Origin of the sequence: Shewanella maritima (genome assembly GCF_043643735.1) — a bacterium.
Taxonomy (GTDB): domain Bacteria; phylum Pseudomonadota; class Gammaproteobacteria; order Enterobacterales; family Shewanellaceae; genus Shewanella; species Shewanella maritima_A.
In genome coordinates this window covers 448427-461175 of sequence record NZ_JBHZSM010000002.1, presented here as the reverse complement: position 1 = coordinate 461175, position 12749 = coordinate 448427, and the positions used below count along the sequence as shown (strand labels likewise).

10 protein-coding genes are annotated in these 12749 nt (G+C 42.7%); 4 read left to right on the top strand and 6 right to left on the bottom strand.

What is annotated here, in order from left to right; genetic code table 11:
* Positions 1-66 precede the first annotated feature (66 nt).
* The 4 genes from rluA (at position 67) to ACHUGF_RS04120 (ending at position 5937) form a co-directional block, all read left to right on the top strand.
* Positions 67-741, top strand: coding sequence for a bifunctional tRNA pseudouridine(32) synthase/23S rRNA pseudouridine(746) synthase RluA (rluA, locus tag ACHUGF_RS04135; RefSeq protein ID WP_394129515.1), 675 nt, complete (start codon positions 67-69; stop codon positions 739-741).
* 111 nt (positions 742-852) lie between these two features.
* Positions 853-1314: a transcriptional regulator AsnC gene (gene asnC, locus ACHUGF_RS04130; RefSeq protein ID WP_394129514.1), complete on the top strand. Its 462-nt coding sequence runs from the start codon at positions 853-855 to the stop codon at positions 1312-1314.
* A gap of 227 nt (positions 1315-1541) precedes the next feature.
* Entirely contained in the window at positions 1542-5171 is a 3630-nt protein-coding gene (locus ACHUGF_RS04125; protein ID WP_394129513.1) for a S8 family serine peptidase, read from the top strand.
* Positions 5172-5358: 187 nt separating this feature from the next.
* Positions 5359-5937 (top strand): nucleoside triphosphate pyrophosphohydrolase family protein, encoded by a 579-nt coding sequence (locus tag ACHUGF_RS04120; RefSeq protein WP_394129512.1) that lies wholly within the window; start codon positions 5359-5361, stop codon positions 5935-5937.
* A 167-nt stretch (positions 5938-6104) separates the two neighbouring features.
* Here the strand turns inward: ACHUGF_RS04120 and ACHUGF_RS04115 are convergent, their stop codons facing one another.
* The 6 genes from ACHUGF_RS04115 to ACHUGF_RS04090 form a co-directional block, all read right to left on the bottom strand.
* The gene (locus tag ACHUGF_RS04115; RefSeq protein ID WP_394129511.1) at positions 6105-7130 is read right to left on the bottom strand and encodes a hypothetical protein; all 1026 of its coding nucleotides are present in this window, start codon (positions 7128-7130) and stop codon (positions 6105-6107) included.
* A 353-nt stretch (positions 7131-7483) separates the two neighbouring features.
* The gene (ubiA, locus tag ACHUGF_RS04110) at positions 7484-8341 is read right to left on the bottom strand and encodes a 4-hydroxybenzoate octaprenyltransferase (RefSeq protein ID WP_394129510.1); all 858 of its coding nucleotides are present in this window, start codon (positions 8339-8341) and stop codon (positions 7484-7486) included.
* A 64-nt stretch (positions 8342-8405) separates the two neighbouring features.
* Complete coding sequence (locus tag ACHUGF_RS04105; RefSeq protein WP_394129509.1) at positions 8406-8624, bottom strand: DUF6500 family protein; 219 nt, start codon at positions 8622-8624, stop codon at positions 8406-8408.
* 87 nt (positions 8625-8711) lie between these two features.
* Positions 8712-10904, bottom strand: coding sequence for a DNA helicase II (uvrD, locus tag ACHUGF_RS04100; protein WP_394129508.1), 2193 nt, complete (start codon positions 10902-10904; stop codon positions 8712-8714).
* A gap of 110 nt (positions 10905-11014) precedes the next feature.
* On the bottom strand, positions 11015-11383 hold the full coding sequence (locus ACHUGF_RS04095) for a RidA family protein (RefSeq protein WP_394129547.1): 369 nt from the start codon (positions 11381-11383) through the stop codon (positions 11015-11017).
* A 175-nt stretch (positions 11384-11558) separates the two neighbouring features.
* Positions 11559-12509, bottom strand: coding sequence for a pseudouridine synthase (locus ACHUGF_RS04090; RefSeq protein WP_394129507.1), 951 nt, complete (start codon positions 12507-12509; stop codon positions 11559-11561).
* Positions 12510-12749: the final 240 nt, after the last annotated feature.

Here is a 12749-nt window from a genome sequence, read left to right as displayed (position 1 = left end):
GCGTCCAACCTTGCACTCTATGTCAACTCTGGGTAAGGTTGCGCCGCGAATGAATACGAGACTGACATGGCTGACTTTATTTATACTCCCCCTACCGACCCTTGGCTTGATGTAATTCATCTAGACAAAGACATTATTGTACTAAATAAACCTTCGGGAATTTTGTCTGTGCCGGGGCGAGATGCAGCTTACCATGACAGTATTTTTCAACGTGTGTTAGCCGAGCACCCTAATTCGCAAATCGTACATCGCCTTGATATGGCTACCTCTGGTGTCATTGTTTTAGCTTTAAGAAAGAAAGCAGAGCGAGAGTTAAAACGGCAATTTCGTGAACGTGAAACCGCCAAAGTATACTATGCCCGTGTTGCTGGCCATGTAAAAAACTTAAGCCGCGTAGAGTTACCGTTAATCTGTGATTGGCCTAATCGTCCAAAACAAAAAGTGTGTCATCAAACTGGCAAACCATCTGAAACCTTGGTCGATATCATCAGTTATGGCAAACAATCTACATTAGTTAAGCTCACTCCTATTACAGGGCGTTCTCACCAGCTGCGAGTACACATGATGGCAATGGGGCACCCCATTCTTGGCGATGGCTTTTATGCAGACTCATTAGCAAAGCGTCTCGCGCCACGGTTATTATTACATGCTGCGAGTTTATCTATTGCTCACCCTTATTCAGGTGAAGCATTGCAATTTACCGCACCGGTGCCTTTTATTGAGCCTGAAGGGCAACAGTAAACCAATCAGGGATTAAATTCACAATCCCATACTTTTTTTATATTTTTGCTAGATCATTGATGGCAAAAGCCGTAACTTGTTGAGAAACACATAATAATACGGCAACCAGTTATGGATGATTCATTTCAACGAGATCAATTAGATAATCAAATCTTATCAGCGTTAATGCAAGACGCTCGCACCCCCTTTGCTGAGTTAGCCAAACGGTTTTCGGTTAGCGCTGGCACAATTCACGTTCGCGTAGAAAAAATGAAGCAAGCAGGGATCATCACCGGTGCGCAAATAACCGTTAACCCGAAAGCACTCGGTTACGATGTATGCTGTTTTATTGGCATTAACTTAAAAAGTGCAGGTGACTATCCTTCAGCCCTAGCAAAACTGAATGCGCTAGAGGAAGTAGTAGAGGCATATTATACCACTGGCAATTACTCGGTTTTTGTAAAGGTAATGTGCCAATCCATAGATGGATTACAACATGTGCTAATTAACCGCATTCAATCCATTGACGAAATTCAATCAACCGAAACGTTAATTAGTTTGCAAAACCCCATTATACGTGGCGTCAAACCTTAGATAGTTTTGTTTTAAGTTATTCTTACAGTACATAATACTAAAAATAACTAATCACAAATAATGTATCAGCTTTATTACTTTTGTTAATCTTTTGTGCTAATAATGTTGGCAGCGCATCACAGAATGCGCATTTAACATCCAAAAAAAGCCATCTATAACATGAAAACTTTTGTTTATTAGCAATGCTTTACAGCTATAAACAAGTAAACTGATACAAGGAAGAAGTTGTGAAAACTAAATTATCGTTAGCGATTTCAGCTGCGCTCATTTCAAGTGCCGCTTATGCCAATGTTGATAAATACAACACTACAAATCAAGTAAACCAACAATTCAACGGACTACAAGTTTCATTAGAAGAAAAACAAGCTAAAACCCCATCAGCTTGGATGATAAAACTCAATACCAAGTCGCTTTCTGAACAAAGCCGTATTGCTGGGACTAACTTTAAGGTCGCAAAATCTCAAATTGCACAATCTCAAGATCGTCTTCTAAATGCGATCTCAGCATCTGATGCCAACATTCAAGTTGTTGGCAAAACCACTAACTTAGTGAGCTCTTTATTAGTTAAAGCCGACAAAGCGGTGCTTGAGAGCTTTTTAGGACATCCTGATGTCGCTGATATCTTACCTATCTATGACTATGAACTCGATGTGGCTGACAGTGCTGACTATATTAAGGCTACCGCCGTTATTGATGCGGGTGTGGCTTCAGGTAAAGGTCAACGTGTTGCTGTATTAGATACAGGTGTTGATTATACCCATGCTGCATTGGGTGGTTCAGGTGATGTTGCCGATTATGAAGCCGCAGTGGCTGCGCAGGCAGATGACGTTAACTGGCCGCAAGGTAAAGTCATCGGTGGATATGATTTCTATAATGATGATCCTAACCCAATTGATGCAGATGAAAACCACGGTACACACGTAAGCCACTCTGTAGTTGGTGTAGCGCCAGACGTTGAATTATACGTCTATTCTGTTTGTGGTGAATTCTGTCCTGGTATCGCTCAATTAAATGCTCTAGAAGCTGCGATAGATCCAAATGGTGATGGTGATATTTCTGATCGCGTAGATATTGTTAATATGTCACTCGGTGGCGACTTTGGCGATACTGCAGGTGGTGCAGTACAAGAGATGATCGATGAAATGTCAGAAATTGGCGTTAACTTCGCTATTTCTGCTGGTAATGATGGTGCAACACCTTTTGTCGTTGGTGGCCCAAGTACAAGTAATCATGCACTGTCTGTTGGTGCTATGACTCACCCTACAGTAAAAGCAGGTAAAGTTGAGTCAATGATCGATGGTGCAGATGTCACTGCTGTTGCAGCTGCGTTTAACACAACTCAAGTATTCAGTTTTGACGATACAACAGCGCCACTTGTTTTACCGACAGAAAATAATGATGGCTGTGCTGAATTTGCTGATGGTACAGACTTTACTGGTAAAACTGTCATTATCGACCGTGGTGGTTGTGCATTCGTGGATAAAGTTTTCCATGCTCAAGATAAGGGTGCATCATTTGTTATTGTAGCCAATAATGTTGAAGGTGATGGTGCCTTTACTATGGGTGGCACTAATCCTGATATTACTATCCCTTCAGTCATGATTTCTAAAGAAGATGGCGATGCATTGAAAGCAGCATTGGCAGCTGGTGATGTGGCGTTTAGCATTAACTCATCAGAAGTCTCAACTGTTGGCGCCATTGCTACATTCACTTCACGTGGTCCATCAATTGCCGGTACATTAAAGCCTGAAATTACAGCACCAGGTACCGCTATCATGACAGCTCATCCAGGTCTAGGTGATGGCTTATCACCAATCAGCGGTACATCATTCTCTAGCCCAATTACTGCGGGTGCGATGAGTATTGTTAGAGAAGCGCTACCACATCGTTCTGCTCTTGAAATCAAAGCAACAATGATGAACTCTGCAGACCTAGATGTCACTGTAGAGCCTCGTGATATCAATGCTGACGCAGAACTTGCGCCAATCAGTTACATCGGTGCAGGTCTAGTTGATGTTGAAAAAGCCGTTAACCTTCCTGTCATTGCATATAACGAAGATACCATGCAAGCGGCGCTTGCATTTGGTTTGGTTTCATCTTCAGAAACCACATCAATGACCAAGACAGTAACAGTGAAGAACTTTTCTAATGAAGAAAAAACATATTCATTGGTCGCTAAACAACGTTACATGAACGACATGGACTCAGGTGCAGTAAGCTTTGATCTGCCTGAGAGCATTACGATTCCTGGTGGCCAAACAGCCAGTTTTGATGTGATGGTCACCATTGACCCGACTATGCTTCCTGAGTGGACATTAACCTCTTCTTATGAACTTGACGGTACTGCTGAAGATGCTTCAGATGCGCTAACACTTTCTGAATATGACGGCGCGATTAAGTTCATGGATGGCGAAGATGTTGCCTTACATGTGGTTTATCATATTTTACCTAAAGCATCAGCAGCTGCATCGGTTGCAACCGAAGTCACTGAAGATGGCATAGTCAGAACCCTAACTAACGTTGGCGCAACAGCTATTGATGCACCATTTAGTGCACCAGTCACTGCTGTTGGCACTGAAGATATGTCTGTTCGTCATGACTTACTTGCAGCATCCACAGAAATCTATGGTAGTGGTTCTTGTGCTGAAGGCGCAGTTATTTATAACACCTTCAAGTTACGTGACCCTATGGCACATGCATTTGTGGCAAGCTATAACACGGATTTCGATATCAATAATGATGGTGTATGGGACACAACGGTAAGAACCGTTAATCTTAACTGGTTTAACCGCAATTACCCTCGTGCACTCTATGGACTAGCTGGCGCTTACGGTACTTCAAGTGGTTCATTACGCCCTGCATTCCATGTAACAGGCAATGACTTTGTCACCACTGTCGCGTGTTTTGAAGATGTCGGACTAACCATTGCTGATGTCGGTAATTCAATCAATGTTCGTTACCGTGTTGAAGAAGCTGATTGGGCGCCTGTTTCTACAGGTACTGGTGATGAAGTTGAAGCCATGGTTTCATTAGTCACACCAGATGCTTATGCTGAACTAGTCGATGAAAATGGCGATCCAGTTTCATCTCTAGAGCCAGGTGAGAGTGCGACACTGATGTCTCAGGTTGGCGCAAACTCTATGGGTTACATGTTACTTTCAGATAACGGCTCAATGTCTGTTATTGCAAATACAACAGATGAAGGTAACTCAGCCCCTATGGTTGAAGACTTAATGCTTTACGTAGATAAAGGTGCTGGGGCAGGCGTAGAACTAGGTCAAATTATGGCAACTGACCCTGATCAATTCACCAGCCCAGTTTCTGAATTTATCGTCATCAGCGCTAACTCCAGTATGTTTGTTATCGACAGTAAAGGTATGGTTTCTCTAAGCGATAATGCTGTCATTGATCAATCTACGGAAACAATGATGGCTACTGTAATCGCTTTAGATACTATGGGTAACCGCTCTGAAGAAGCGACTGTTACTATTATGGTTAACAATACCGCACCAACTGTGTCTCCATCTGGCATGGTAAGTACCGAAGGTTTTGTCGTTACAGCTAAAGCCAATGCAAAAGATGCTGAAGGTGATGAAATGACATATAACTGGGTTCAAACTGGTGGTGCAGCAGTTACTTTCTCGAATGGAGGCAGTTCAATTAGCTTTACAGCTCCATCAGGTAATCACGAATTAACTTTCGAAGTGACGGCTTCTGATGGTCGATTAGAGAGTGCTCCAGGTACAGCAACGGTTACCGTAAACGCAAAAGAGGAAAAATCTTCTAGCGGTGGTTCTCTTGGCTGGTTAACAGCACTATTGTTACCACTAGCTGCATTACGTCGCCGTAAGCACTAATCCGTGAGCTAACAATTAACTGAGTCATTCAGTAACACAAAGCCAGTAACTTAGGTTACTGGCTTTTTTATTGCTTCACGTTTGATATTGAACGACATTCGATATTGAACGACATTGCCATCATGGCTTTAAATTCATCAATGATTTAATTACACTCTGTGCATCATTTTTAATAGAAGACCCTCACATGCAGCTAAGTCAATTAAACCAACCTATTTTCGATCACCTTTTTCGTGACATTCATGAGTTTCGCACCACCTTCGACTTACCTGTAAACTCCCCTAATACGCTGGATAGCCAAGCTGACACGCTACATACATCATTGATCATTGAAGAAATGACTGAACTTGCAGAGGCTGATTGCCGTGTAGAGCAAGCGGATGCAATTGTTGATTCGGTTTACGTATTAATGGGCCGCTTAGTGCATTTAGGTGCCAGCAAAGTGGAAGATAACCTCGTTATCAGTTACTTGATAGATTTAATGTTAAACGTGGCTAAAAACCGCGAGATTGATTTTATTCGCTGTTGGGATGAAGTGCACTCAAGCAACATGAGCAAGGTATGTCGCAATCAACAAGAATTAGATGAAACCATTGCTGCTTATGCAAAACAAGGTGTAGAAATTGTTGGCAGTGTTAAAGGTGACTTCCTGATTGCCAAATGTGCTCAAGACGTTGAAATGGCCGGTAAAGTGGTGCGTAAAGGCAAGGTACTAAAATCGGTTTATTATCGCCCAGCTGATTTATCCAAATTAGTAAAAGATTAATCTGCTCCTGCCAATTTACTGGCGAGCAATGTCACCTCAATAGAACTAGGCATTTACTTGCCTAGTTCTACTATCAGCATTCACAAATCACCTGTTATCGCCTCTTTACCCCCCAACTTATAAGTCATTAGCTAGGTCATTGGCACGGTCATTAGCCAAACGACAGATTATGCAACTTGCTTAGTCACATCTTCTGGGTCTAGGCTCACACGCTTAATCACTGTTTCTGGCGAATCGACTGCCAAATAGACTTGAGTAAAGTCTTCTGGCAAATGTCCAAAACTACCAAAATAAGTCACATCAGTGGCAAAGTTGAGTTTAAGATTAAAGTGTTGTGCTCGACCAATACAAAGCTGTTCGGCTAACGCTGACTTATCAAACTCGCCTTGTTCGGCCGATTCAACCAGATTTAACGGCACCAGTAAAAATCCCCACAAACCATTATTAATCACCAGTTTCTCATCTTGAATATACAAGGAGTAATGTTTACTCACACGATAATTAGCCACCAATAAAATCACGCTGTAGGCGATAATGCTTGAGACAATAAGTGCGACAATGTCATTCCAAGACGCAATCAGGTAATAGCTAATACCACTTAGGGCGATACACCCAACAAGCATCAACAATAAGTGCCACACACGGCTGCTTAGCAAAGGGATATGCGCAAGTGCAGTAACATGATTTCGCGAGAACCAAGGAATGGCATATAACCAGTTAGCGGGCTCAGTGGCTAGCACCATTGCCAGTGAACGTTGCTTTTCATCAGATGCATCATATTGTTCAACGACACCAATACGTGGATCGCCCTTTAAAGAGCGGGCTTGCCATAAACCACGGATGACAGTGACCACAAGATACAACTCTATCACTAATAACACGGCAATAAGTGGATACCTAACCCACATAACAAACTCAAAGTAACTGGCAAACTCAGCTGGGAAACTCAATCTTGCCACCAAACTGCTCAAGCTAAAGATCAGCAATAACTTCCACTTGGGTTGTTTTCCTGCCTTAATAATCCAAAACCAATACAATATCGGCAATAACACAAAGTACACTGCGGCAATACTGGCTAGCAGAATTTCAGCAGAGGTTGTGACTAGTGTTTCTGGCGTAAAATGTACACCTAGCCAAAAGCAGGCTATGGCGCACACTAAAAAGCTGACTCTGAGCTTGATGGCTGAACGCATCTAACAATCCTTGTAACTATGATATCTATATCATTCAAACACTAACCGAAAACATGCTCAGGTTCGATTATTCACCCATGAGGAATTGTAACAGGCTATGTTAACCAGCTAATTTAATTTAGTTTTTCTAGAGATGAACTCTGATTATTTATCAATAGTACTACAGGGTGTTCAAGATGAATGGCACTAAGGGATTAGCTAGCGTACTAAATACATCAGGGTTAAATAATAAAAAGCGCTAACAGGACTAACTGGAAGAACTAAGGGCTAACTTGGTAACAACTTAGCCCCTTTTGTCATCAAACAATGGTATTCAAACGATGTAATTCACACTAGGTATTAAAACTAGATAATCACACTAAATAATCAACACCCAGTGCCACAAATAACGCAAACCCTGCCCAATTATTATTTAAAAAGGCTTTAAAACACGGCGCACGCTCACGCCCATGGATCAGGTATTGCTGATAGCCGCTAAAGGCAACAAATGTAAGTATACCAACACCATACATCAAGCCACGTTCAGCCGAGAGGCCAGCCATAATGAAGCACCCTAGGGCTGCTAATTGGAAAAAACCAATCCATTGCCTATCGTATTGACCAAACAAAATTGCTGTAGATTTAATTCCCACTTTTAAATCATCGTCTCTATCTACCATGGCGTACATAGTGTCGTAAGCCACAGTCCAACACCAGTTAGCAGCAAACAACCACCAAGCTTCTGCTGGTACATATCCTAGCTGGGCAGCATAAGCCATCGGAATAGACCAACTCCACACTATGCCTAAAAACATTTGTGGCATGTTGGTCACGCGTTTCATGTAGGGATACATGACGGTTAAGATGATGCCAACCACAGACATTTTAACCACAAGAGAATTGAGCATCAGCACCAGGCCAAAAGCACTCAAACCCAGTACCACAAACAATAACAAGGCTTCTTTAGTACTGACTTCACCTGATACTAAAGGACGATTCTGAGTGCGTTCAACATGAGCGTCCAAATTACGATCAGCATAATCATTAATAATACAGCCATTAGCACGCATTAATACCACGCCCACAATGAAAATCAGCAACACTTTTGTGTCTGGCATACCGCCAGCCGCAAGCACTAACGCCATCAAGCACGGCCACATCAACAGCAAAGTGCCAATGGGTCTATCTACTCGCATTAAACGCGCATAAGCGTTTAATTTTTTATTTAGCATTTAGGCTTTCTCCATAGAAATTTTTTGTTCTATTTCTTACTTCAGAAGAAAAATCATTAAGCATTTATATGCCATCTTGGATCATCCGTTTTATCGTTATCGCTTTTTCAAAATGATCAAGTTTATGCGTCTGTATCCACCATGTTGCCGCTTCCATTAACAGCTCAGGGTCATCATTTTTATTAGCAAAAAAAGCGTAAAAAGATAACCCAACATGGTCTCCTTTGGCGGCTATTTTTTTATCACAAACCGCAATGATTTTAGATCGTAAATCAGCTCTCATATTTATTCCATTAAAAGACTCAAGCAATCATTAACGCGACGATTAACTCATCTTACTCATAATTTAAAAGCATCCAGTAAAAGCGTGTTAACATGCTTCCAATTTAGCCAACGAGACTAACAACCACTTACTGCCAAAATCATCAAAATTCACTTGCACTCGGGCTTTTTCACCCACGCCTTCATAGCTGGTCACAATACCTTGATTAAACTTAAAGTGCTTCACTCTTTGACCAATGCTAAAACCAGTGTCATTAGTAGAAGTTGTCCGTTTCCCCATACCAGATAAATGCGACCCCGATGCAGGAAAACGCTGGCTGATTGAAGGCGTCACTTGTGTGCGCATCCGGATTTGTTCAACAAACTTTTCTGGGATCTCACTGATAAATCGCGACGGTGACGCATAATCTTCACGGCCATAAATGCGGCGTGATTCGGCGTAACTGACATACAGCTTTTGCATTGCCCGTGTCATGCCCACGTAACACAGACGACGCTCCTCATCGAGTCTGTCACCTTCATCTAAAGCCATCTTACTGGGGAAAATGCCCTCTTCAACACCCGCCATAAATACCATTGGAAACTCAAGACCTTTGGCAGAATGCAAGGTCATTAATTGCACGGCATCGGTAAATTCATCGGCTTGCCCTTCGCCCGCTTCTAACGCCGCATGGGATAAAAACGCATTAAGCTCACCCATGTCTTCTAACTCTTCCGGCATTTCAAAGCTACGCGCTGCAGTCACTAATTCATTTAAGTTTTCCACGCGCGCTTGGGCTTTTTCACCCTTTTCGGCTTCGTACATTGCACGTAAACCTGACTTATCTATCACGGTATCTGTCATACGATACAACAGCATGTCGTCGGTATCTGTTCGCAGGGTGACAATGAGATCCATAAAGTTACGCACAGCGTTAGCGGCACGGCCGGACAGTACCTTTTCTTCCAGTAAGCGCAAGCTCGCTTGCCATAATGTAAGCTGCTCTTGCCTTGCCGTATTTCGCACAATCTCCAATGTACGATCGCCAATACCTCGCGTAGGTGTATTTACAACACGCTCAAACGCGGCATCATCATCACGGTTATTGATGAGGCGTAAATAGCCCATGGCATCTTTAATTTCTTGGCGTTCGAAGAAGCGTAAGCCACCGTATATACGATATGGCGTGCCTTTATGTAATAACGCCTCCTCCAACACACGTGATTGGGCATTGGAGCGATATAAAATGGCACAATCACTTAAGCTGCCGCCTTTATCTTGCCAATCACTAATACGGCCGACAATAAAACGTGCTTCATCCATTTCATTAAACGCGCAATAAACTGAGATTGGTTCGCCGTCTTTATCTTCGGTCCACAATTTTTTACCCAATCTGTCTGGGTTATTTGCAATCAATTCATTCGACGCATTCAAGATATTGGCAGTTGAGCGGTAATTTTGCTCAAGACGAATGGTTTCAGAATTAGGGAAGTCTTTTAAGAAACGGTGTAGATTCTCAATTTGTGCACCACGCCAGCCATAAATCGATTGATCATCATCACCGACAATCATCACATTGGCAGTATTGCCCGCAAGCACACGGATCCAGGCATATTGAATCGCATTGGTATCTTGAAATTCGTCCACCAAAATATGTTTAAAGCGCTCTTGGTAATGGGCCAACAAATGCGGCTTATTAAGCCAAAGCTCGTGAGCACGCAGTAGAATCTCAGCAAAATCCACCAGCCCTGCTCGATCGCAAGACTCCTGATAAACCTTGTAAATATTTAACAGGTTTTGCTCAATCGGAAAGCCGCCTGCATCGATATGTTTAGGGCGCAAACCTTGGTCTTTTTTGCCATTGATATAATGTGCAGCATGACGTGGAGGGTATTGCTTTTCATCTAAATTCAGGCTTTTAAGAATGCGCTTGATTAATCTTACTTGATCATCAGAATCAATAATTTGAAACGTTTGTGGCAGGTTGGCATCTTGGTAATGGGTGCGCAATAAACGGTGAGCTAGACCATGGAAAGTACCAATCCACATTCTGCCCATGTTGCTGCCAACGACATTTTCAACACGCTCACGCATTTCCGCTGCGGCTTTATTGGTAAACGTTACCGCTAAAATAGAATAAGGACTTTGTTGCTCTACTTGCATCAACCACGCAATACGATGAGTTAACACACGAGTTTTACCACTGCCTGCACCCGCCAATACCAACATATTAGAAAGTGGTGCGCCCACAGCTTCGCGTTGTTTGTCGTTTAAACCATCAAGTAAAGTTGATACGTCCATTTGCCCTCCAAGAATAATGGCTGGCAGTATATCAGCTCCAAGCAATGGTCAGCTAGGAACTGATCTTATGTTTGCTAATTAATTCGCCGCAACCAAATGGCTAAGCAAGCTTAACAACAAGGCTGTGGGTTGATTTCAGCCGCAACAACAGAAATTTCCACCAGCAATGCATCACGTGCCATTTTCGCAGCCACACAAGCACGGGCAGGCGCATGACCTTCAGGTACCCACGCATCCCAAACGGCGTTCATTTCGGCAAAGTAACTCATGTCTTTGACATAAATAGTGGCTGAAAGCATATGTTTGCGCGAGCTGCCCGCTTGTTCTAGCAAAGCATCCACTTTATCAAGCATGGTTTGGGTTTGTTCTTTAATGTCTTTAGTGGCATCAGCGCACACCTGCCCACAAAGGTAAATCGTGCCATTATGCTTAACGATGCAGCTCATGCGTGCGCCCGTTTCCAACCTTTCTATCATGATAAGTTACTCTAAGGATATGGTTAATGATGGCGCATTATAGCAACTGCACTCTTTCAGCAGAACCGTGCAAATGATGCTTACGAAAGGCTGTTTCTAGCAGATGAAGACCTATACTCGGGTGGGATAAGCATCATTGAGGAAACACTACAAAAGCACTTATTGACAGACACACCAGTTAGTCACAATTTGAATCGGGCAAGCTTAAGCCTTCCACTTCTACATGTCGTTTTTGCTGTGTAATGGGGTCGATGAAATTCAGTGATTGCGCTAACAGCTGCAAAGGTTTAGCAAAGTTATCAGGGCCTTTAGGCTGCAATGTAGGATAAAACCTATCATGTAATATTGGCATGCCAAGGCTTTGCATATGCACCCTAAGCTGATGAGTTTTACCGGTAATCGGGCTTAACTTAAACAAACCATATTGCGCGTTAGCTTGCACTAAACTGATTTCGGAGTGAGTATTTGCTTCACCTTCAACCACTGCCATTGTAAAGCTCGGATTAGCTGGCTTCATCCTATTTTTAACGGTCCAATGATTAGGAAGCACTAACTGACTGGCTTGTTGCTGTTGCATTAATTGAGTGGAGAGTTTTGCCACTGCTTGGTACTGCTTATTAATCGCACCATCTAAAAACAGCTGATGATATAAATGCCGCGTGTCGGGGTTGGTACTAAATAACACCAAGCCTGCAGTGTCTTTATCTAATCGATGAGCTGGCGCAATGGTATCAATACCTGTGGCGATACGTAATCGATGCACCAAACATTCATTGACATAGTTACCACCTGGGGTCACCGGCAAAAAGTGCGGTTTATACACAATCAAGCTATGTTCATCTTGGTGTAATATTTCCGCCTCAAACGGCACCTTAGTTTCTGCCTCCACCTCGCGATAGTAATACACTCGCTGAGTCGGAGCATAAGCTGAAGCCACAGTAATTAACTCGCCACCTTGCCAATGCACCTTGCCACGCTCAATACGTTGCAGCCAAACTTCAGCTGGAATTTGTGCAAAACGCCACTGCAAAAAAGCCAACACAGTTGCAAAATGCTGGCCATTTAATTCACTTTCTCGAGGTAACACAATATAAGAAGGTTGCGCCGCAATGGCTGGTGATGCGCTCATAAGGTTGACTCAATAACACTGACAAATGAAATACAACGTCGCAGTCACTGCAAATTAACCGCAATGAGGCAGCGCAACGGATAGCAATAGCCGCAATGATAGCAAATTTAACTCAGAAACTGATCTTGCAGATAACATAAGCTGGAAAATAGTAGAAATCGAAGAAGGCTGTCACTCAGATTGAAAATCACCCAGTGAATACTAATGACTGTTAATGCGAAACTCTGAGAGCGTAGTCAA

Excerpts from the sequence above, each read along its gene's own strand:
- rluA (WP_394129515.1), top strand. The coding sequence starts at position 67 with ATGGCTGACTTTATTTATACTCCCCCTACCGACCCTTGGCTTGATGTA.
- asnC (WP_394129514.1), top strand. The coding sequence starts at position 853 with ATGGATGATTCATTTCAACGAGATCAATTAGATAATCAAATCTTATCA.
- ACHUGF_RS04120 (WP_394129512.1), top strand. The coding sequence starts at position 5,359 with ATGCAGCTAAGTCAATTAAACCAACCTATTTTCGATCACCTTTTTCGT.
- ACHUGF_RS04115 (WP_394129511.1), bottom strand. The coding sequence starts at position 7,130 with ATGCGTTCAGCCATCAAGCTCAGAGTCAGCTTTTTAGTGTGCGCCATA.
- ubiA (WP_394129510.1), bottom strand. The coding sequence starts at position 8,341 with ATGCTAAATAAAAAATTAAACGCTTATGCGCGTTTAATGCGAGTAGAT.
- ACHUGF_RS04105 (WP_394129509.1), bottom strand. The coding sequence starts at position 8,624 with ATGAGAGCTGATTTACGATCTAAAATCATTGCGGTTTGTGATAAAAAA.
- uvrD (WP_394129508.1), bottom strand. The coding sequence starts at position 10,904 with ATGGACGTATCAACTTTACTTGATGGTTTAAACGACAAACAACGCGAA.
- ACHUGF_RS04090 (WP_394129507.1), bottom strand. The coding sequence starts at position 12,509 with ATGAGCGCATCACCAGCCATTGCGGCGCAACCTTCTTATATTGTGTTA.